The sequence below is a fragment of the Kitasatospora sp. NPDC048286 genome (assembly GCF_043201735.1).
GTDB lineage: Bacteria > Actinomycetota > Actinomycetes > Streptomycetales > Streptomycetaceae > Kitasatospora.
In genome coordinates this window covers 444,820-466,456 of sequence record NZ_JBICZE010000004.1, presented here as the reverse complement: position 1 = coordinate 466,456, position 21,637 = coordinate 444,820, and the positions used below count along the sequence as shown (strand labels likewise).

The following is a 21,637-nucleotide window of genomic DNA, read 5'->3' as shown; positions in this document are numbered from 1 at the left end:
GGGGCGGGCGACCTCCGGGGAAATCCCCACAGTTCTGGAGCGAGAAGGCATGACACAGCCGGGGAACTCCACGCTCGACCCGCCGGTCGGCGACCCGATCGAGGTGGACTCCGGCGGCGACGCGTGGCACCGGGCGAGGGCGGAGCTGTCCGACCACGGCACCGTGCTGATCTACACCCGGCTCGCCCGACTGGAGACGCGCCCCTCGGCCGAGGGGGCCTCGACCTGCTCACTCGGCCGGGACTGGTCGCGCTACCTGGGCCTGGCCGGCCCCGACGTGGTCCACCGCTACGCCGCCTCCCGGGAGTTGCTGCGGCGCGCGGCGGGCACCCTGTTCGACGGCGACCCGGACGGCGCCGAACTCGTCTACGGCCCCACCGGCCGTCCCTACCTGCGCGGCCACGACCGGCTCGACGTCGGCCTGAGCCTGTCCGAGGACCTGCTGCTGGTCGGCCTGACCACCCGCGGCCTGATCGGCGTGGACGTCGAGAGCGCCGAGCGCCAGCTGTACCCGCAGGGCCTGGACCGTCACCTGTGCACCCCGTACGAGCTGGTCGCCCTCGCCGCCCGGCCCGAGGAGCAGCGCAACCCGGCCCTGGTACGGCTGTGGAACCGCAAGGAGGCCTACCGCAAGGCCCTCGGGCCGGGCCGGTCCTTCGACTTCACCGAGTTCGGCTTCGGCCCGGACGACAGCCCGGTGCGGGTCGAACGCCCCGACGGCAGCGCCGGGAGCCACCGCGAGTGGGCCTTCCGCACCTTCGAGCTGGACAGCGGACACTACGTCAGCGCCGCGCTCTACGAGCCCCGTCCGGGCCGGGGGTGAGGGACGATCCTCCCCGGAACCCTCCCCGGAACCCTTCCCGGAACCCGCCCCGGAACCCGCCCCGCGATCCCCGGCCTAGACCGGCTCGCCGTCCTCCGGCGCGACGAGCGCGGACTCGCTCTCCAACAACCGCGCCAGCGCCACGTTGTAACCCGCCTGGAACCGGCTGGCCGCCTCCAGTTCCTCGGTGATCTCCGAGATGTGACGCCGGCAGGTGCGCACCGACATGCCGAGTCGGCGGGCCACCATCTCGTCCTTGTGGCCGCGGGCCATCAGCCGGATGATCGACAGCTTGAGCTCGTCGGTGCTCGGGACGGCCTTCGGGGTGTCCGCCACGAACGGGCTGGCGCTCTCCCACAGGTGCTCGAAGACCGCGCACACGAAGGCGACCAGGGTCGGCTCGCGGACGATCGCCGCGCCCATGGTCGCCTCGCCCGCGACGCGCGCGGGCAGGAAGACCGTCTCCCGGTCGTAGACGAGCATCCGGTCGATCACCTGGTCCGCGGTGCGGACCTCGGCGCCGAGCGCGGTGACGTCCCGGACGTACGACTTGGTCGCCAGGTCGCAGCGGGCGGTGTGCTGGTAGATGGTGCGCATCCGCACCCCGCGCCCCAGCATCCCCTCGGCCGACCGGCGGGCGGCGGGCAGCAGGGTGGCGGGGCGGCCGCCGCCGGGCTGGACGGTCAGCACCTCCTTGCGGCAGGTCTGGCCGAGCTGGTCGAGCATGTTCTGGATCGTGTCGACGTCGTTGACCACGTCGAAGGCCTCGACCCGGTTCCGCAGCCGCCGGCCCTCGTAGTACAGCGGCGTCAGCGACAGCAGCTTGCTGCGCACGTCGGTGACCGCCTGCTTGAGGTCCCGGATGTGGTGCTCGGCGGGCCCGACCAGGTCGGCGGCGGCGACGTCCGGGCTGACCGGGACGAGCACGCTCGGATCGCCCGGCCGGGGCTGGAGCAGGCGCATCACCTTCAGGACCTGCTCGATGCGGTCGACCTCGGCCTCGTCCTCGAGCTCCAGCCGCGCAGTGATGGCGGCCCGGTCGAACCGGCCGGACTCGACGGCGTGGCCGTAGGCCAGGGCGCTGAGGTCGTCCAGCTCTGCGAAGCCGGACTGGACAGGTTGGTGTCCGAACACCTGGTGTCCCCCCGTCGGCGTTTGCGAAGTTCCTGCCATGCAACTTTACGCCATCGAGATCCACTCGGACGGGGGCCTCGGGAAGCGGCAGAGTAGGGCCCGAGCGACGCCTGGCTGCGGGGCTGTCGCGGGAACAGGGCGTACTGACGCCCGCTCAATACTGCTCAAGGGGAAAGCCGTGAAGTTTTCAACGATCCGGGCCAGGGTTCTCGCCCCCACCGTCCTCCTGGCGGCCGTGATCGCCCCCCTGCTCACTCACGGGCACACCCCGGCCCTCGGCGCCGAGCTCACCGCGGACGACCGCTGGGGTCTGGCCAGGTTCTCCCACATCGGGCAGATGGACGACCGCTGGGGCGCCGGTCGCAACGACATCCGCGCGATGGACGACCGCTGGGGTGCCGGTCGCAACGACATCCGCGCGATGGACGACCGCTGGGGCGCCGGCCGCCACGACGCCGGCCCCGGGGACGCCGCCCAGGCCGCCCCGGTGAGAATTCGGACCGTCTGAGCCGACACCGGGCGGATCGGGGTGAAGACCGGTCGGCCGACACTCCGCCGGCACGGATTTCCCGGGCTTCCCAGCACGGGGCCGTGCTTTTCCCCGCCGCCATACGGGATTGGTTCTGCGGTACCGAAGAAACCGGGGGATGACAAGAGTGTTGATCGATCGTGAGCGAGAACTGAATCTGTTGGATTCGGCCCTCGACGAATGCGTACGGGGAATTCCCGGGGTCGTACTGATCGAGGGAGCCGTCGGCTGCGGCAAGAGCGAACTCCTGGAAACCCTCGCCGAACGGGCCGCCACCGCCGGGGCGGTGGTGCTGCGCGCCATCGGCACCGCGGCGGAGCGCGACCTCGCGCTCGGCGTCGTCGGCCAGCTGCTGGCGGCCGCCCCGGCCGGGGCCCTGCCCGATCCGGCGCACGCCGCGGACCCGGACCGGACCGACGTGATGCAGGCGCTGTGCGCCGCGGTGCACCGCCTCGCCGAGACCGCGCCGGTGGTGATCTGCGTCGACGACCTGCACCACATCGACGAGCTGTCCTGCCGCTACCTGCTCCACCTGGTCCGCCGCACCCGCTCCGCCCGGGTCCTGCTGGCCTGCACCGAGTCGCTGCACAAGTCCGGGGAAGACCGCTACGGCACCGAGCTGCTGCGCACCCGCAACTTCGTCAGGATCAGGGCCGAACGGCTGCGCCCCGACGCGGTGGCCCGGCTGGTCGCCGCCGAACTCCGCGACGCCCCGACCGGCGGCCGGCCGGCCGCCGAGGTGGCCGGCGGCAACCCGTTGCTGCTCCGCGCCCTGGTCGAGGAGCACCGCGTCGGCGGACGGGCCCCCGAGCCCGGCCGCGCCTTCACCCAGGCCGTCCTGGCCTGCCTGCGCCGCTGCGGACCGGCCGCCCGCCGGCTCGCCGAGGTGACCGCCGTCCTCGGCGAGCACGCCTGCGACGACCTCGTCGTGCGGATGCTCGACAGCACCGCCGGCACCGTCGGCCGCGACACCGCCGCGCTCACCGCCGCCGGCATCCTCGACGGCCACCGCTTCCACCACCCGGTCGCCCGCCAGGCGGTGCTGGACCGGATGGACCCGCGGGACCGCGCCGACCTGCACCGGCGGGCCGCCGAACTCCTCTACCGGGACGGCGCCCCCACCGCCGCCGTCGCCGCCCAGCTCCTGTGCGTCGGCTCCACCGACCTGCCCTGGGCGGTCGCGGTGCTCTCCACCGCCGCCGAGCAGCTGCTCGCCGACGGCGACACCGACCGGGCCGCCGCCTGCCTCGAACTCGCCCACCGGGGCCGGGTCGACGACGAGCAGCGCAACCACTTCCGCACCATGCTCGCCGGGATCACCTGGCGCACCAACCCCAGCGCCGCCGAGCGCGACCTCGCCGGGCCGCTGGAGACCCTGCGGGCCGGCCGGCTCGGCCAGGCCAGGCTCGGGCCGCTCGCCCGGCTGCTCACCGAGCAGGGCCGCATCGACGAGGCGGCCGAGGTGCTGGACCGCTTCAGCACCGACCGGGACGCCGAACAGGCCGTCCTGCCCGCCCACCCCGTCCGGTTCGGCCGCGGCGGCGACCCGCTGGACGGCCTCTCCGCCTTCCCGTGGTGGGGCGGCGGCCCGACCCCGGCCGAGAGCGGGGCCGCGGCCGAGCCGGCCGCCCCCGGCGCGCCCCTGCTGGTCAGGCCCTGCGCCCCCGCCGGGCTGTGGGCCGTCCCCGAGTACTCGGCGGGCGGCGCGACCGTCGCCGCGGCCGAGATGTTCCTGCGCGGCGCCACCCTCGGCGGCGGCACCGCGGCCCCCATCGTGCAGGCCATCCGGGCCCTGCTGTGCGTCGACGGGCCGGCCCGCGCGCTGCCCTGGTGCCAGGTCTTCATGGAGGAGGCCGTCCGGCGCGGCGCCCCCGGCTGGCAGTCCACCTTCACCGCCCTGTACGCCGACGCCCTGCTCCGCCAGGGCGACCTCGCCGGCGCCCGGGAGCACGCCGAGGGGGCCCTGGACCTGCTGCCCGAACGCGGCGGCAGCGTGTTCGCCGGGGGAGTGGCCTCCGTCCTGATCCGCGCGGCCACCGCCGCCGGCCGCCACGACACGGCCGCCCGCGAACTCAGCCGGCCGCTGCCCGAAGGGCTCGGCACCAGCATCCACGGCATCCGCTACCTGCGGGCCCGCGGCCAGTACCACCTCGCGACCCACCGCTTCCACGCGGCGCTCGGTGACTTCCTGGAGATCGGCCGCACCCTCAAGCGGTGGGGGCTCGACCGGCCGCTGCTCGCCCCCTGGCGCACCGGTGCGGCCGAGGCGCTGATCCAGCTCGGCGAGCCCCAGCAGGCCGCCCGACTGATCACCGACCAGCTCGCCTTCCGCGACGCCGCCCACCCGTGGGTCTCCGGCGTCACCCTGCGGGTCCGGGCCGCCCTCAGCGACCCGCGCGAGCGGCACGCCCTGCTCGCCCGCGCGGTCGACGAGCTGCGGGACTCCGAGGACCGCTACGAACTCGCCCGCACCCTGGTCGACTTCGCGTGGGTGCTGAAGGAGAACGGCGACTCCGGCCGGGCCAACATGGTCAACCGGCGTGCCTGGCAGCTCGCCAAGGAGTGCGGCGCGGACGCCCTGCGCGAGCAGATCGCCCCCGGCCTCGACCTGCCGCCCGGCGGCGACGCCGAGGACAACGGCCGCTGCGCCGGCGGCCAGGTCGAGGTGGAGGCCCGGCTCAGCGACTCCGAGAAGCGGGTGGCCATGCTCGCGGTGTACGGCCACACCAACCGCGAGATCGCGGCCAAGCTCTACATCACCGTCAGCACCGTCGAGCAGCACCTGACCCGGATCTACCGGAAGCTCAACATCACCCGCCGTCAGGAACTGGCCGCCGAGATGCACCTGCTCGGCTCCGGCGGCCGGGTGTGACCCCCGGGCCCCGGCTGTTCTGACCCCAGTGCGCGGCCGGGCCGGACGACCACCGTCGTCCGGCCCGGCCGCGTCGTCCTGCCCCCGGTCCCGGCCCCGGCGGGTCAGCGCAGGACGTACGGGGCCGGCCGGGGAAGGCGCCAGACGCCGGGGCGGAACTCGACGGGCCGGGCCGCGGCCGGCCGGTCGCCGTGCAGCGCGTGGATCGCGCGGCGGGCGAAGGACTCCAGCCGCCGGTCGTGCAGGGCGAGGGCGAGGTCGCGGCAGGCGGTGAAGTGGGCGAGGGCGCCGAGGTGGTCCTCGCCCGCCAGGGCCAGCAGGGCCAGCGCGCGCCGCACCTCGAACCGGGGGCGCGGTTCGGCGACGTCGGGGGCGGCCGCGAGCAGTTCCGCCGCCGCGCCGAACTCGCCGCGGTCGCACCGGAGTTCGGCCATCCCCACCAGGGTGAGGGCGAGTTCGGCGCGGTCGCCGGTCTCCTCCGTGATCCGCCGGGCCAGCTCGTAGTGCTCCTCGGCCTGGGCCGGGCGCCGCTGCTCCCAGGCGAGGTCGCCGAGGGAGCGGAGCAGGCGGCCCTCGGCGGCGCGGTCGCCGCAGCGGCGGGCCGCGTCGAGGGCGAGAGTGTGCGTCCGCGCCCAGGCACCCCAGTCGGCGTGCGCCTCGAGGTGGCCGCGCAACGCGCCCGCGAGCCGTACCACCGCGGCCCAGCGGCCGTACCCGTGGGCCTGCCGGACGGCCCGGACCAGCGCGTCACGTTCCCGGGTGAACCAGTCGGAGGGCCGCAGCTGGGCGGTGTCCCACCGGGCGCCGTCGGCCGACAGGCCGTGCGTCAGCACGGCGGTGACCTGGGTGGCGGCCCGGGCGTACTCCGTGCAGAGCCGCTCCACGGCGGCCGCGGCCTCCGCGGGCCCCTCCTCGTCCGCCAGCCGTTCCACGGCCAGCACCCGCAGCAGTTCCGGCAGCCGGTACCGCCCCTGCTCGGGGCCCGCCACCAGCAGCCGGTCGTCGACCAGTTCGTCCAGCAGCCGGGTGGTCTCCGAGCGCGGCAGCCCCAGCACGGCGTCCGCCGCGGCCGGCCCGAACGGCCCGGCCGGCAGCAGCCCGAGCAGCCGGAACGCCCACCGCAGCACCGGACCGGCGTCGCGGTAGGCGCGCACCAGCGCGGCCCGCGCGTCGAGCCCGCCGATCCGCAGCTCGCCGAGCCGGGTCCGCTCCTCGCGCAGCCGCTCCACCAGCGTGGCCGCGCTCCAGTGCGGACGGGCCGTCAGCTGGGCCCCGGCGATCCGGACGGCGAGCGGCAGGTGGCCGCACAGCTCCAGCAGCTCGGTGACGGCCTCCGGCTCGGCCGCCTCCCGCCCGTGGCCCGCCACCGCGGCGAACAGCCGCCGGGACTCGGCCGGATCGGGCACGTCCAGCACCACAGGCCGGATCCCACCGAGCCCCACCGGCAGCCGGCGGCCGGTGACGATCGCGGCGCTGCCCGGGGTGCCGGGCAGCAACGGGCGCAGCTGCGCCTCGGAGTCGACGTTGTCCAGCACGAGCAGCAGCCGGCGCCCGGTCAGTTCCTGCTGCCAGGTGTCCAGGAGCTCTCCGGCGCCGGCGCCGGCGGCCGGCCGGACCCCGAGCCGGCGCAGCAGGGCGGTGACCGCCTCGACCGCGCCCAGCGGCCGGCCGGGCTCGGGCTGGAGGTCGAGGAAGAGCCGGCCGTCGGGGAAGGCGGGCCCGCTGCGGTGGGCGGCCTCCAGGGCGAGGGCGGTCTTGCCCACCCCGGGCTGGCCGGCGATCGCGACGAACGCGCCGGCGGGCGCGTTCCGCAGGAACTCCTCGACCAGGGCCAGGGCGGGCCCGCGGCCGGTGAAGGCCGGGTCGGCGGCGGGCAGCGCGGTGCCGGCCCGGACGTCGGGCGGCTCGGCGGCCGGCCCGCGCGGCGTGGCGGGGCCGCCCGCCGCCGGCTCCGGGGTGCGCAGCAGCCCGGGGTCGCCGGTGAGGATCCGCCCGTGCAGCCGCTGCACCGACGGGCCGGGTTCGACGCCGAGTTCGGCGACCAGGTGGGTGCGCAGCGCGGCGAAGGCCTGGAGGGCCTCGGCCTGCCGGCCGGCCCGGTAGAGGGCGAGCAGCAGGTGCTCGTGCAGCTCCTCGCGCAGCGGGTACCGCGCGGTGAGCGTGCGCAGTTCGCCGATCAGTTCGTGGTGCCGGCCGAGTTGCAGGTCGGCGTGGATCCGGTGGGCGAGGGCGGTGCTCTCGGCCTCGGCGAGCTGGGTGGCGACGGACTCCAGCAGCGGGCCGTGCGGGGTGTCGGAGAGCAGCGGGCCGCGCCGCAGGGCCGCGGCCCTGCGGTAGAGGTCGGCGGCGTCGCGGTGGTCGCCGGCGGCCAGGGCCTCCCGGCCGCGGCGGTGCAGGTCCTCCAGGGCGGCCAGGTCGAGCCCGCCCTCCTCGACGGCGAGCCGGTAGCCGCGGGCGTGGGTGAGCAGGAGGTCGCGTCCGCGCCCGGGGGCGGCGGCGTCCAGCAGCTTGCGCAGCTGGGAGATGTAGACCTGGAGCGTGGTGCTGACGGTGCGCGGCGGCGCGTCCCGCCACAGCTCGGTCACCAGGGTGTCGACCGTCACGACCTGGTTGGCCTGCACCAGCAGGGTGCCCAGGACGGTCCGCACCTTCGGGGGCCCCGGGGTGAGCGGTACCGCCGGTCCCCCGTCCCCCTCGATCTCCATCGGTCCCAGGATCCGGAACCTCACCCCTGCCCCCCGTCTGCTCCGCCCGTCATCCGCTCCCCGCGGCGACGCCCCCGTCTGCCACCTCGTCCGTCCCCCGTGGAGTCCGTCCCCCTCAGAAGTCCTGGACGACGAGCGTGCGGGCCTCCCCGACGGTCACCCGGTCCTGGACCAGGGTGACGGTGACCGGGACGGCGGGCCGGCCGGCCGCGTCCCGGTCGAGCGCCCCGGGGACGGCCGCGCAGCGCAGCGGCGAGGCGGACCTGGGCCGGCCGTGGAAACGGATCTCGCAGCCGGCCGGCACGGACCGCTCGGGCACCAGCCCGACGGCCCGTCCGGCGGTCAGCACCGCGCACTGCCGTACGGCCTCCAGCAGCAGCGTGCCGGACAGCCGTCCGCCGGCGGCGGCGCCGAGCGCCGGGTTCTGCCGGCTGGGCAGCACCCAGGTGCTGAGCCGGCCGCTGGGCGCCGGGGTGGGTTCGGCGACGACCACGTTGGCCGGGTCGAGCCGGCCGACCTCGGCAGGGGTGACCGGCCGCACGGCCGGGGCCGGCCAGGCGGCCCGCAGCGGCCAGCCGGGGCCGCCGCGGGTGGCCGGGGCGAACGCGAGGGCCGCGGCGCCGGTCGCGCACGGCACGTCGTCCAGCGAGACGTCCAGCCGCAGGTCCAGTCCGGACGGCGCCCCGGACGCGGTGCCGGTGGGGGCGGCCCACAGTTCGACGGTCATCCGGGCCGGGTCGGGGCCGGTGCGCCAGGCGGCGAGATCGGTGAGCCGCAGGCCGAACCGCTGGTAGAGTCCGGGCCGGTCGGCGGCGATGCCGAAGTACTGGCGGCCGATGAACTCGCCGGTCTCCTGGAGGGCTTCGGCGACCACCAGCGGGTCGTGGAACTGGCCGGGCCCGTCGTTGAACAGCGGGTGGTCGCCGGGCATGTCGCCGGTGAGCAGGAAGCGGTCCTCGCCGGTGGCGGGGGCCGCGAGCAGGTAGCGGTCCCACGAGGGAGGGCAGTGCACCAGGTGCCGCACGCCCCGGCGGACCGGCGCCGCGGCGGGTGCCGGGGCGACGATCGCGGTGCTCTCGATGGTCATGGTGGTTCCCTCACCCGGCTGCTCGGCGGCCGCGGTGTCGACGGGCCCAGGGTCAGCATGACCCCGCGGCGCGCCCGAGGACAGCCCGTCACGGTGGCAGCAAGCTGCACCGCCGGTTTTCCCACCCGCCGTCCGGCTCCTGCCCGTCGCCGGGGGCACCGCCCTCCCGGGCCGCGCTCCGTCCGCGGACCCGCCGCCGCGGCCACCGTCGGCGGGGTCCCGCAAGAGGCGAAGTGCCGCCCAGGATAGACGGGTTCGCCCGCCGTGTGGTGACGTTCACAGGACCGACCGGATTCGGCAGGAGCAGCCGGCGGCCTTCGGACATGACGAGAGCGTCCCGGTGTGGGAGTGGGCACACTCCCACACCGGGACGCTCGGTGAACCACCGGTCAGAGAGAGCTGGTGATCACGGTTCCGGTGTGGTTGCCGGGGATCGGGGTGAGGTCGAGGTACTCGTACTGGGCCCACGTGCCGTCGGCGTGGCGGGCGGTCAGGAGGACCTTGTTGTCGTTGGTGGCGACGGCGAACCGGGCGTCGGTGTCGACGGGGGCGGCGCTGATGCTGGTGCCGGTGATGTTCCCGATGGCGTCCTTGAGGGAGGTCATCGGCGACCAGCTGCCGCTGGCGTAGCGCATGGTGTGGTACTGGCCGTCGCTCGCGACGAGGGCGAGGTTGAGGTCGTTGTTCTGGCGGGCGATGGCGACCAGCTCGGCCTTGCCGTTGACCTCGCGGACCACGGGAGCGCCGGTGTCGCCCTTGCAGATCGCGGCGCCGCCCGTGCCGGTGGTGCCGATGCCCGCAGCACTCACGGTGTCGAGGGAGAACGCGCCGGTGTGGAGCTTGAGCGGCGCCCACTCGTCCTTGGTCCGTCCGTACGCGGGCACCTTCAGCGTCTGCCCGGCGGTGGGGGCGGTGGAGGTGACCGCGAGCGGGGCGATGCCGTCGACGGGCGTGCCCAGGCGGGCCGTCACCGGGTCGCGGTCGGCACGCGGCACCAGCTCGGTGATCTCGGCGGTCTTGCCCTTGCCGGTGGTCAGGTCGGTACGGCCGATGGTGGCAGTGGTCTTCCACTGCGGCGCGCCGGCCGCCAGCGCCTGCGGCTGCGCCGGGTCGTCGGAGAAGCAGGACGCGGCGGTGAGCACCAGTTGCGGTCCACCAGCGTGTCGGTGCAGGCGCGCAGGTTGTCGCCGATCACCAGGCGTGCGGTGTAGGCGTAGGAGTCCTCGGCGGCGGCGTCGCCGACGACGGCGCCGGCCGGGGGCGTGGCGAGGGCCGTGGCGGTCACGGCGGCGGCGGCCAGCCATCGGCGTGCGGTGGTGCGGCCGGTCCTCCGGGTGTCGCGGAGGGGGGTGTGGGTCAGCCGGTGATGCGCAGTTCGAGGAGCGCGGCGGGCTTGCCGTTGCCGGTGCCGCTGCCGATGCCGACGCTGGCGGCGGTGCCCTTGGCGATGTCGACGCTCTGGACGCCGTCCGCGGTGGTGAGCTTGGCGTTGACCGAGAAGTCGTCGGTGCGGATGCGGAAGACGTTGGGCACCTCGAGGGCGAGGTAGCCGGTGCTGCTGGTGGCGCGGAAGCAGATCTGGTTGCCGCTGCTGTTGGGCAGGTCGAAGCTCAGGACGCTGATCTGGTTGTCCACGGCGCAGTCGGACAGCATGATGTGGCCGTCGCCGCGCAGCAGCTTGACGTTCGGGTACGGCGCCGGGCCGGGGTGGTTGAAGTCCTCGACCGCCACCGGCGCGGACGAGTTGTCCGCGGGGGCGCCGTCGGCCGACGCGAGGGCGGTGGCGCCCAGCGTCGCGGCCGCCACGACGGCACCGCCAACGAGCCAGCGGGACACGTGCTTTGCCATAGCTATTCCTCTTCGTTCATCTGGTGTTGCCCTGATGGGCAGATCCACGGATTGGCGCGAACCAACCTGATTGGGAGGCGAACCGTGCGGCCTTAACGAGGCGTCAATGTCCTTGGGAATGCGTGCTCTCACTGCAGCGCCGCCTTTGGCGCCCCCAGCGGAATCCGGCCGATCGAACCAGATGGACTGACGCCTCGACAACTGTTTCCATGGTCAGATGGGGTGGAATGTCTTGGTTTTCAAGGCAATGTGGGGTTCGTGACGATGTGTTTATTTTGCTGGGCTATGCCTGTGACCGGGGGCGTCATCGCTTTCACTTTGCGTGCAACGTCCTGGCTTCGTGGGCGTTCTGTTGTGGTTTCATTTGTCGTAGGCTCCGCTGCGGCCGTGATTGGCCGGCACCGACAGCGGAGGTTTTGATGCACCATTCGATATCCGGCTCACGACGGCGGAGGAGGGGGAGGCCGCCGCTGCTGGGCAGGCTCTCCCTGGGCCTGCTGCCGCTCGCCCTGACGGCGGGTCTGGTGGGGGCGGGCATTCCGAACGCCGTCGCCGTCGAGCCGACCGGCGTGAAGGTCCAGCTGAGCCCCCGTGAGCGCGCGGTGCAGGCGTGGCTCGACGGCGGTCCCCGGGTGCACGAACTGGCCGAGGCCGCGTTGGCGGGCTCGGACCAGGACGTTACGCAGTTCGTCTACAACGAGCTCGTCGGCTCCCAGCACCTGGACGACCTGCTGGCCGCATCGCAGATCGAAGGCGTGGGCGGGCCGAAGGTCCGCGAGGCCGCGGGCAAGGCCATCGAGGGCACCCCCGCAGAGCTGCGCGCGTTCCTGGAAAGCGGCTGGCAGTCGGCCATGGACGCGGACCGGCGGCTGTGGATCACCCGGATCATCGACCCCGCGACGGGGGCGGGCCGTGGTCTCCAGGCCGCGGGCGATGCCGCGTTGCGCAGCAACAGCAGTGAGGAACTGCAGCGCTTCCTGACCGAGGGCCAGTTCCCGGCCAAGGATGCGGACGACAGGGTCAAACTGGTCCAGATCCTGAGCGCGGGCGGTGCGAACACCCAGGCGGCGGCTCGTGCGGCGTTGAACGGGTCGATCGAGGACGTGCGTGACTTCCTCGCGGTCGGTCAGTACATCGCGCAGAACCGTGACCTGGAGCGCGCGAGCATCGCGCAGCTGGTCCAGCAGGCGAAGGAAGCGGGCGCGCAGGCGGCCCAGGAGACGGCCGCGGCCATCGACGCCAAGAACACGGCGGTCTACGAGGCGCAGAAGGCCATGGAGGCCGCGGCCAAGGCCGCGGCGGAGACGCAGCAGGCCGGCAACGACTCGGCCAAGGCGACGGAGGCGGCGAACAAGGCCGCGACGGCGGCCGAGCGCGCGGGCAAGGCGGCGAACACGGCGTTGTCGGCCGCGCGTGCGGCCAACGCGGGTGCGCGTGCCGCGGCTTACGCGGCGTCGAACGCGGCGGCCGCGGCGGCCGGGGCCCAGCGGGCCGCGGCCAGTGCGCGGACTTCCGCGGCCGCGGCGGCCGGTGACGCGACCAAGGCGCACGAGGCGCGAGTGGCGGCGGACGCCGCTGACGCGGCCGCCAAGCTGACGGCGGCGGCGGAGGACACGCTCGTCCATTCGGACAAGGCCCTCGCCGACAGCAAGGACGCGTCGGCTGCCGCGTTGAGTGCCAAGGGCAACGCGGACGCCGCGGCGGGTTCCGCCGAGCAGGCCGGTGCCTACGCGGCCAGCGCCGGCGGGCAGTCGGCGAAGGCCAAGCAGGCCGCCGCGGCGACGCGTCGTCAGGCCGCCGAGGCCGGCCGTGCGGCCGCTGCCGCTCAGCAGCTGGCCGGGGAGGCCGCGACGCAGTCGCAGGTGGCCGCGTCGCTGCTGAAGTCCGCGGGCGAGCACGCCGCCGCGGCGGCGCAGGCCGCCCGGGAGGCCGCCGACCACGCAGGCCAGAGCTCCAACGCCGCGCAGGAGTCGACCAACCACGCGAACGCCGCCTCCGGCTACGCCACGGAAGCCCAGAACGCGGTCGACAAGGCCAACAAGGTCCAGGACCTGGCCCGCCGCATCGAGGCTGAGGACCTGACCAACCGCACCGCGGTGGCCGTGGAGAAGGCCCGCCAGGCCAAGGCCGAAGAGGCGGACAAGCGGGCGCAGACCGACCAGGCTGCCCAGGAGGTCCAGAAGGCGAAGGCCGAGGCCGAGCGTCTCGCCCAGCTGGCCAACCAGCCCGGCGCCACTCCGGCCCAGGTCGCCTCCGACGGTCGCAAACTCGCCCTGATCTCCCGCAAGATCTCCGGTGAGTGGGGAGCGGCGGCTGCCGAGGACGCCCTCACCGGTGACGACACGGCTGTCTTCGCCTACGTGAAGACCGGCCGGCGGGAGGCTGAGGAGCGCGACGCTCGCGAGCACGTCGCTCAGATCCACAAGGACTCCGACAGCGAGGCGGTCCGCACCGCGGCCTACACCGCGCTGCAGGGCGACAGCGCCCAGATCAATGCGTTCCTGAACAGTGGTCAGTTCGAGGCCGCGGCGCCGGAGAACCGGCTGACGATCACCCGCATCAGCGACAAGGCCGGTCAGGCCGTCAAGACCGCCGCCGACGCCGCGCTGCGGACCAACACCCCAGCGGCCCTGCGGGACTTCCTCGGCAAGGGGCTGTCGGACGCGCAGGCCGCCGACGACCTTCTCGCCGCCACCCGGCTGGAGGACGCCCCGTCCACCGAGCCCGAGCTCAAGGCCGCGGCGAAGATCGCCGTCGAAGGCCCCGTCCAGGGCCTGCGCGCGTTCGTGGCCGAAGGCCAGTACACCGCGCAGCAGAAGGACCAGCTCACCGCGCTGCACGTGGCCGATGTCCAGGGCCTGATCGCCCAGGCAACCGCCGCGTCCGCAGCGGCCCAGCAGAACGCGGCCACGGCCCAGGCCGCCGCCGCCTACGCCCGTGGCATCGCCGACGAGGCCAAGGGCTACGAGGCCACGGCCAAGGCGTCGGCCGACACCGCTGCCGACCACGTCGCCAAGGCCCGGGCCGCCGCCGACGCCGCCCAGGCCTCCGCCGCCAAGGCCGCCGCCGCCGCGAAGACCGCCAACACCGCCAAGGCCTCCGCCAACCGCGACGCCGCCAGCGCCGTCCACTCCGCCAGCAGGGCCGAACAGTCGGCCGGGCAGGCACGGCTGGCCGCGGCTGAAGCCCATGAGTCCGCGAGCGAGGCCCGGGCCTCGGCGGAAGCGGCCGGCAAGGACGCGGAGGCCGCCCAGGCGTCTGCCGACGACGCCCGCGCCAACTACCAGGGCAAGTTCGACGCCGAGCAGAAGGCCGAGGCCGACAGGCTTGCGGCCGATCGCCTGGTGGCCGAGAAGCAGGCTCAGCTCGACAAGCAGAAGCAGGACTCGATCGCGGCGATCGAGCAGGAGATCAAGAAGGCGAAGGAGGACAACGAGACCTCCAGCGCCATCTACCGCCTCGTCTCCGAGAGCATCCACCTCACCCTCGACGTCATCGGCGGCGCGGGCGGCGTCATCGCCCCCGGCCTCGCCGACATCGCCGACCTCGTCAACTGCGCCTACTACGCGGTCGAAGGCCGCACCACCGAGGCGGTCGAGTCCTGCATCGGCGCGATCCCCTTCATCGGAGACGGTGCCGCCGTCGCCAAGCTCGCCAAGTGGGCCAAGAAGTTCGGCTCCTGGGGCGAGAAGGCCGTCGAGTTCATCAAGAAGCTGGTCGGCCGGGTTCCCAAGTCCTGCCCGCTGAACAGCTTCCCGGCCGGCACCCGCGTCCTCATGGGCGACGGCTCCACCCGTCCGATCGAGACCGTCAGGATCGGCGACGAGGTCCTCGCCACCGATCCCATCACGGGACAGACCGGACCCCGCCGGGTCACGGCGACCATCTACGGCCCGGACGACCGCGACTTCACCGACATCTCGCTCGGCGCAGGGCAGTCCCTGACCAGCACCGACCACCACGCCTTCTGGTCCGAGAACCAGAAGCAGTGGATCGACGCCGTCGACCTCAAGACCGGCGACGAACTGCGCGACCCGGCCGGTCGGCCCCAGCGCATCGAGGACGTCCGGCACTGGAACACCCTCCAGCCCGCCTACAACCTCACCGTCGAAGAACTCCACACCTACTACGCGCTCGCTGGGGCCACGCCGGTCCTGGTGCACAATGACGGCGAAAACCTGTCGCCCGAAGATCTCAAGGCGATCCGGACCTACGAACAGCGGATTGCCGAACACGAGCAGAAGCTGAAGGAATACCTGGAAAATCCGGACGCGTACGACAACAAGGGGTTCCTGAAGAACGCGCCCAATGATGAGGTGCGACAGAAGATCATCGAGGGAAGGACCAAGCACCTCAGGCAGGAGATCCAGACTTTCAAGGACAACATCGCCAAGATTCGCCCCGAAGGATGCAAGTGAACGAACCTGAACTGCGGATCCCCTTGGAAAGGCTGCGAGAGGCGCTCGACGTGCTCGTGCGCCATGTCGCCGCCAGCGCGCCGGCCGGAGGGATCGCCATTGATCAAGACGCCTTCTGGTCGGTCCCGGTAGCGTCGATGGCCGACGTCTACTCCGATCCTCCGGAGCTCACCATCGGCATGGTTTCTGAATCATGGAGCCAGGTCGAGGAGATGATCGACGACGAGGAAAAGGTCATCGGATACGGTCTGGTTTGGCTTGCCGATGTCCTCCGTGCCATCGGGTCGAAAGTCGTGTAGTCGCCAAGCTGTAATTCTGGCAATATTGCCGATCCGGTAACCCCGCAAGGCCCCGCCGAAAGTACGGCGGGGCCTTGTGATCGTTCGGCGTCACCTGTCGACGTCACGGGGTGGGGGCAAGGTCCCACTTCTGCGTGAGTGGTCAGGCGTGGGTGAGGCGCAGGGCCAGGTCGCGGGCGTGGGCGGTGGCGGTGGGGGCGCGGGTGGGGTCGGGGGCTTCGGAGAGGAAGACCAGGGCGAGCATCAGGGCGGCGTCCAGGCGGCAGGCGAGGAGGCAGGGGTCGTCCTCGGCGGGGACGGGGGCGAGGGTGGCGTAGCCGGCGCGCAGGGCGGTGAGGTCGAGGTCGTTCTCCGGGTAGCGGGCGTATTCGGCGAGGCGGCCGAACTCCAGGGCGGGGGTGCCGAGCAGGGCGTTCGACCAGTCCAGGAGGGCGGTGGTGCGGCCTTGGTGGCGGCGGATGTTGGAGCTGCGGACGTCGAGGTGGAGGAGGCTGTCCCCGGTGAGCGGGGAGAGGTGGCGGGCGAGGAGCCCGGGGGTTGGGGGCGCGGGCCAGTCGTCGACGCGGTGGGCGAGTTCGGCCCAGCGGCGGGTTATCCGGGCGGTGAGGGCCTCGGCGGTGGTGCCGCCCTCGGCGGCGACGGGGCGCAGCCGCGGCGGGGGCACCCGGTGGAGCCGGGCGAGGAGCTCCCCGAGGGCGTGGGAGTCGAGCGGGGAGCCGTCGTCGGGGACGTAGTCGGAGAGCAGCACGTCGGGGGAGTCGGGGGTGTCGGCGAGGACCAGCTCCCGGACCCGGGCGACGGGCAGGCCGTGCTCGGCCAGGTGCCGGGCGATGGCGTGCTCCTGGACGAGCAGGGTTCGGGTGTCCACGTGCGGGTCGTTGGCGTTGGAGTCGAAGCGACGGTGCGCGAGCCGGACGGCGACCGGTGCGCCGTCCCGCGCCCGGGCCCGGAACACGGTGAACTCCAGCCCCTTGCCGACGAGTTCGAGGCCGCTGAGGCCCCACTGTCCGGCCAGTCGGTCCAGGGCGGCGAAGCGTTCGCTCATGGGCATCCTCGGAGGTTACGTGACGGACGGACGGACGGACGGACGGGCGAAGGCGGTCGGCGGAAGGCGGTCGGTGGCGAGCGGTTCAGTCGGCGGCGACCGCCTCCACCACGGACAGCACCGTCCCCGTGGGCAGGATCCGGGACAGCCGCAGGCCGGCCCGGTCGAACAGCTCCGTGAAGTCCGCCTCGGTGCGCTCGCGGCCGGTGAGCGAGGCCATCATCATCAGGTCCAGGGTCTTGGCCTGGTGGGGCGCGTTGCCCCGGGGGACCACGGCGTCCAGGACCAGCACCCGGCCGCCGGGGCGCAGGGCGCGCCGACAGTGGCCCAGCAGGGTGACGCACTGGTCGTCGTCCCAGTCGTGGGTGATCCGCTTGAGCAGCAGGACGTCCCCGCCGGGCACCCCGGTGAAGAAGTCGCCCTCCGCCGTGCTCCAGCGGCCCGCGACCTCCTTGTCGCCGTCCAGCCGGTGGCCGGCCAGCACGTGGGCGCGGTCGTACAGCACGCCCTCCAGACCGGGGTTGCGGCGCAGCACCTCCAGCAGCAGCCCGCCGTGGCCGCCGCCGACGTCCACCACCGTGCCGGTGTCGGGGAAGTCGCAGGCGGCCGCGACGGGGGCGTTCTCCGGGTCGGACATCGCCGCCATGCCGACGTGGAAGACGGCGGCGGTCTCCTCGTCCCGGGCGAAGTGGTCGAAGAACGGCATCCCGAAGACGGAGTCGAAGGCCGTGGTGCCCTCGGTGAGGCAGTGCGCCATCCGCTCGGCCGGCCGCCAGAAGGTCCGGTCGGTGAGCATCCGCACCGCGCTGCGCGCGGAGTACGGGACGTCGCTGCGCAGCGCCTGCCCGGTCTCGGTCAGCGTGAAGCGGCCCTGCTCGTCCTCGGTCACCACGTCGCGGGTGGCGAGCAGGCGCAGCACCCGGTACAGGTTGCGGGCGTCCGTGCCGGTGGCGGCGGCGAGTTCGGCGGCGGTGGCCGGGCCGGCCGCGAGGGCGTCGGCCACCCCGGTGTCGGCGGCGGCGCGCAGGGCCGCGGGGAAGACGAAGCCGAGCGCCTCGTCGACGAGGAAGGCGGACGAGCGGCGCAGGGCCTCCTCGGTGGGCTGGTGTCCGGCGGGCCGGTTCTCGTCGTGCGGCATGGGTCCTCCTCGGTGGGCTGCGGTGCTCGCGCCGGGAGACTGCCCCAGCGTGGCCGCGCCGAAGCGCACCGTCACCATCCGGGATCGACGCGTACGCCGGAAGGGGCGCCCTCGACGGGACGCCCCTTCCGGGTGGGCCGGGACCGTACGGATCAGGAGTGCGCGGTGAGCAGCGCGGCCAGCCCGTCCAGCCCCCGGTCGACGGTGGCCGGGTCGACCTGGCTGACGGAGAGCCGCAGTTGGTGCTCCCCGCCCGCCCCCGGGTAGAAGTGCGACATCGGCGTCCAGATCACCCCGTACTCCGAGGCCGAGTGCTCCAGCAGCGCGTCGTCCACCACGCACGGCACCGTGAGCACCAGGAAGAACCCGCCGCGCGGCTCGTTCCAGGTCACCCCGCTGCCGGGCGGGAAGCGCCGGGCCAGGCCCTCCAGCACCAGCGAGAGGTTGCGCCGGTAGAGCGCGGCCACCTCGGTGTTGGCGGCCCGCAGGCTGTGGCCGTGCTCCAGCAGCGCGCCGCCGATCACCGCCTGGGCGATCGGCGAGGTGTTCACCGTGGTCATGCTCTTGATCATGCCGAGCAGGTCGGCGAACAGCGCGGTGCCGCCCTGCCCGTCCGCCACCAGCTGGTCCGCCACCACGTACCCGACCCGGGCGCCCGGCAGGGCCGTCTTGGCGAAGGAGCCGAGGTGGACCACCCGCCGCCCGGTGTCCAGCGCCTTGAGCGAGGGCAGCCGCTCCTCACCGGCGAAGACGCAGTACGGGTTGTCCTCCAGCAGCAGGAAGTCCTCCTCGCCGGCCAGCGCCAGCAGCTCCCGGCGCAGCTCCAGCGGCAGGCTGGCCCCGCTCGGGTTGGCCACGTCCGGCACCAGGTACAGCGCCCGCGGGCGCAGTCCCTCGGCCCGGGCGGCGGCCAGCTGCCGGCGCAGGTCGGCGAGGTCCACGCCGTGCGGGCCGTCGGCGACGGCCCGCACCGGCAGGTCGGCCAGCAGTGCCGCGCCGGTCAGCCCCACATAGGTGGGGGAGACGGCCAGCACCACGTCCTCGGGGCCGCGGCGCAGCGCCCGCAGCACCAGGAACATCGCCTCCTGGCAGCCCACCGTCACCACGATCGACTCGGCGGGCACCTCGATGCCCTCGTCCGTCGCGAGGTGGGTGGCGATCAGGTCGTGGATGATCCCCTTGGTCCGCCCGTACTGGAGCACCTGGCGGCGGGCCTGCTCCTCGGTCAGCCCGCGCTCGGTGCGCAGGTGGTCGAGGTAGCGGTCCAGGTGGCGGTGGACGGCGTCCGTCTCGAAGAACTGCTCGGCCGGGCGGCCGGCCGCGAAGGAGACCGCCTCCGGGTAGCGGATGGAGATCTCGTTGAGCAGGTTCATCGAGGTCATCGCCGGGTCGGCGAGCGAGGTGTGCAGGCCCGCCAGCAGCAGGTCGTGCGGTGCGGCGATGGTGGTCACGGGGTGCTCCAGGTGGTGCAGGGCAGGGTGGTGGTGCGCAGCTCGGCGGCGGCCCGGAGGTCGGCGCAGCCCGCGAGGCCGAGCGCGTGCCGCAGTTCGGTGGCGAGCAGGTCGAGGACCTCGGTGCAGCCCGCCTCGCCGCCGGCCGCCAGGCCCCAGATCAGCGGGCGTCCCAGCAGCACCCCGGCGGCGCCGAGGGCCAGCGCGGCGAGTACGTCCGAGCCGCCGCGCACCCCGCTGTCCATCAGTACCTGGCAGTCCTCGCCGGCCAGCGCCTCGGCGACGGCGGGCAGGACCGTCAGCGCGGGCACGGCCCGGTCGAGCTGGCGGCCGCCGTGGTTGGAGACCACCACGGCCGCGGCGCCGATGCCGGCGGCCCGCCGAGCGTCGGCCGGGTCGAGCACGCCCTTGACCACCAGCGGCAGTTCGGTCTCCCCGCGCAGCCACTCGAGGTCGGCCCAGGTGACGCCGGGGGAGAGCAGCTCGGCGGTGTGCGCGGCCACCGCCGAGACGGCGGTGGTGGACCGGTGCGCCCGCCCGGCGGCGCCGCCCTCCAGCAGCGCCGCGCGGACGCCGTCGGGCAGCGCGAAGGCGTTCCTGGCGTCACGCAGCCGGCGACCCATGTACGGCACGTCGGCGGTGACCACCAGGGCCTCGCTGCCGGCCTCCTCGGCCGCCCTGACCAGGTCGAGCAGCCGGCCGCGGTCGCGCAGCCAGTAGAGCTGGAACCAGAGCGTGGCACCGGTCTTCGCCAGCTCCTCGAAGCCGACGCTGCTGAGCGTGCCGACGGTGAACGGCACGCCCGCGGCGGCCGAGGCGCGGGCCGAGGCCAGCTCGCCCTCGGGGTGGAACAGCCGGTGGTAGGCGACGGGCGCCACCGCCACCGGCAGTGCCGCCCGGCTGCGCACCAGGGTGGCGGCGGTGTCCCGGGTGCCGACGTCGGTCAGCACCCGGGGCACCAGGCCCACCCGGTCGAAGGCGGCCCGGTTGGCGGCGAGGGTCAACTCGCGCTCGGCGCCGCCCTCCAGCCACTCCCAGACCTCGGGCGCGAGCACGGCCCGGGCCCGGTCGGCGTACTCCGCGACGGACAGCGCCGGGCGCACGTCGGCCGGGGGTTCGCTGCGGACGGACGCGCTCATCCGGCCACTTCGCCGGCGTTGCGCTGGAGTTCCACGGCCTCGTAGAGGGCGCGGATGTTGTTGCTGCCGAAGTTGCGGGCCCGGATGCGCTCGATCACCTCGAAGAAGAAGGTGTTCCGCGGGTGCTGGGAGCGGGTGAAGATCTGGAACAGCTGGCCGTCGTGGTCCTGGTCGACCAGCAGGTTCAGCTCGCGCAGCTGCTCGAAGGAGTGCCGCAGCGGCGTCAGGCGGTCGGGCAGCGCGTCGTAGTAGGTCTGCGGGGTGCGCAGGAACGGCACGCCGCGCTCGGCCATGACGGAGACGGAGCGCACCGCGTCCTCGGCGGCGAAGGCGACGTGCTGCACCCCGGCGCCGTCGTGGCCGGCCAGGAAGGAGGCGATCTGGCCGCCCGCGTCGGCGGTGAGCGGCTCGATCAGGGTGAGGGTGACGCTGCGGTCGCCGCTCTGCACGACGGCCGAGTCCATGCCGAGCGTGCCGACCTCGACCCGCTCCTCGAAGATCGTCCGGAAGCCGAAGACCTCGCGGTAGCGGTGCTCGGTCTTGCGCAGCTCGCCGAACGGGACCAGGACGGCGAAGTGGTCGACGGAGCGCAGGCCGACCTGGCCCTCGCCGGTCAGCGGGGCCGGGTCGGGCAGGCCGGGGATGCGGCCGGCCGGGGTCTCGGGGCCGCGCTCGATCAGGGTGTGCACCACGTCGCCGAAGGCGTCGACCACCGCGGTGACGCAGCCGTCGGCGGCCTGCGGCTCGCGCAGGGCGGCGGCGCCGCGCGCGGTCAGGACGTGGAAGGCGTCGGCGGCGTCCGACACCCGCAGGCCGAGGGCGCCCACGCCGTCGCCGTGCCGCTCCAGGTAGTCGGTGGCCGGGTGGCCGGCGGCCAGCGGCTGGGTGACCAGCAGCCGGATGTCGGCCTGGCCGAACAGCGCGGAGAGGCAGCGCTCGGCGGCGTCGCCACGCTCGGTCGGCGGGACGAGCAGCTCGAAGCCGTACTCCGCGGTCAGCCGGGTGGTCTCGGCGCCCAGGTCGGCCACGTAGAACTCGACGTGGTCCAGCGCGACGGGGATCGGGGTGGCGGCGGGAGAAGAACGGTCGGTCATCGGAGGAGCTCTCTCGTGAGGAGGACGGGAGGTGCTGAGGGGTGATCGGGTGATC

Annotated in this window: 15 protein-coding genes; 5 read left to right on the top strand and 10 right to left on the bottom strand. The window is 74.2% G+C overall.

The genetic code is table 11. The features are described 5' to 3' along the window. Positions 1-49 precede the first annotated feature (49 nt). On the top strand, positions 50-823 hold the full coding sequence (locus tag ACGF13_RS12550; RefSeq protein ID WP_392872674.1) for a 4'-phosphopantetheinyl transferase family protein: 774 nt from the start codon (positions 50-52) through the stop codon (positions 821-823). A 75-nt stretch (positions 824-898) separates the two neighbouring features. Here ACGF13_RS12550 and ACGF13_RS12545 read toward each other — a convergent pair whose 3' ends face one another. Then, entirely contained in the window at positions 899-1,957 is a 1,059-nt protein-coding gene (locus ACGF13_RS12545) for a hypothetical protein (protein ID WP_392872671.1), read from the bottom strand. 178 nt (positions 1,958-2,135) lie between these two features. Between ACGF13_RS12545 and ACGF13_RS12540 the strand changes: the two genes are divergently transcribed. After that, on the top strand, positions 2,136-2,465 hold the full coding sequence (locus ACGF13_RS12540) for a hypothetical protein (protein WP_392872668.1): 330 nt from the start codon (positions 2,136-2,138) through the stop codon (positions 2,463-2,465). Between the two features lie 139 nt (positions 2,466-2,604). After that, positions 2,605-5,358 (top strand): AAA family ATPase, encoded by a 2,754-nt coding sequence (locus ACGF13_RS12535; protein WP_392872665.1) that lies wholly within the window; start codon positions 2,605-2,607, stop codon positions 5,356-5,358. 104 nt (positions 5,359-5,462) lie between these two features. On the opposite strand, the gene ACGF13_RS12530 is transcribed toward ACGF13_RS12535, so the two are convergent. From ACGF13_RS12530 to ACGF13_RS12515, 4 genes are all read right to left on the bottom strand, one after another. Then, a complete protein-coding gene (locus ACGF13_RS12530) occupies positions 5,463-8,063 on the bottom strand; it encodes a BTAD domain-containing putative transcriptional regulator (RefSeq protein ID WP_392872663.1) in 2,601 nt (866 codons plus the stop codon). 115 nt (positions 8,064-8,178) lie between these two features. Next, entirely contained in the window at positions 8,179-9,150 is a 972-nt protein-coding gene (locus ACGF13_RS12525) for an AfsA-related hotdog domain-containing protein (protein ID WP_392872660.1), read from the bottom strand. A gap of 389 nt (positions 9,151-9,539) precedes the next feature. Further along, the gene (locus ACGF13_RS12520; RefSeq protein ID WP_392872657.1) at positions 9,540-10,292 is read right to left on the bottom strand and encodes a trypsin-like serine protease; all 753 of its coding nucleotides are present in this window, start codon (positions 10,290-10,292) and stop codon (positions 9,540-9,542) included. 214 nt (positions 10,293-10,506) lie between these two features. Continuing rightward, on the bottom strand, positions 10,507-10,998 hold the full coding sequence (locus tag ACGF13_RS12515; RefSeq protein ID WP_392872654.1) for a hypothetical protein: 492 nt from the start codon (positions 10,996-10,998) through the stop codon (positions 10,507-10,509). 419 nt (positions 10,999-11,417) lie between these two features. On the opposite strand from ACGF13_RS12515, the gene ACGF13_RS12510 reads away from it, so the two are divergent. Together ACGF13_RS12510 and ACGF13_RS12505 are read left to right on the top strand one after the other, a co-directional pair. Further along, on the top strand, positions 11,418-15,416 hold the full coding sequence (locus ACGF13_RS12510) for a polymorphic toxin-type HINT domain-containing protein (protein WP_392872651.1): 3,999 nt from the start codon (positions 11,418-11,420) through the stop codon (positions 15,414-15,416). Continuing rightward, the gene (locus ACGF13_RS12505; RefSeq protein WP_392872648.1) at positions 15,413-15,715 is read left to right on the top strand and encodes a hypothetical protein; all 303 of its coding nucleotides are present in this window, start codon (positions 15,413-15,415) and stop codon (positions 15,713-15,715) included. Before ACGF13_RS12510 ends, ACGF13_RS12505 begins: the two co-directional genes overlap by 4 nt. 142 nt (positions 15,716-15,857) lie before the next feature. Here the strand turns inward: ACGF13_RS12505 and ACGF13_RS12500 are convergent, their stop codons facing one another. The 5 genes from ACGF13_RS12500 to hppD all read right to left on the bottom strand — a co-directional run bounded on the left by ACGF13_RS12500 (position 15,858) and on the right by hppD (position 21,582). Beyond that, positions 15,858-16,760: a phosphotransferase family protein gene (locus tag ACGF13_RS12500; RefSeq protein WP_392872645.1), complete on the bottom strand. Its 903-nt coding sequence runs from the start codon at positions 16,758-16,760 to the stop codon at positions 15,858-15,860. An 85-nt stretch (positions 16,761-16,845) separates the two neighbouring features. Beyond that, positions 16,846-17,898 carry a methyltransferase gene (locus ACGF13_RS12495; protein ID WP_392872642.1) on the bottom strand — a complete coding sequence of 351 codons (1,053 nt, stop codon included), beginning with the start codon at positions 17,896-17,898 and terminating at the stop codon, positions 16,846-16,848. A gap of 152 nt (positions 17,899-18,050) precedes the next feature. Further along, positions 18,051-19,280 (bottom strand): PLP-dependent aminotransferase family protein, encoded by a 1,230-nt coding sequence (locus ACGF13_RS12490; RefSeq protein ID WP_392872806.1) that lies wholly within the window; start codon positions 19,278-19,280, stop codon positions 18,051-18,053. Positions 19,281-19,345: 65 nt separating this feature from the next. After that, positions 19,346-20,488: an alpha-hydroxy acid oxidase gene (locus tag ACGF13_RS12485; RefSeq protein ID WP_392872639.1), complete on the bottom strand. Its 1,143-nt coding sequence runs from the start codon at positions 20,486-20,488 to the stop codon at positions 19,346-19,348. After that, positions 20,485-21,582 carry a 4-hydroxyphenylpyruvate dioxygenase gene (gene hppD / locus ACGF13_RS12480; RefSeq protein WP_392872636.1) on the bottom strand — a complete coding sequence of 366 codons (1,098 nt, stop codon included), beginning with the start codon at positions 21,580-21,582 and terminating at the stop codon, positions 20,485-20,487. Before hppD ends, ACGF13_RS12485 begins: the two co-directional genes overlap by 4 nt. Positions 21,583-21,637: the final 55 nt, after the last annotated feature.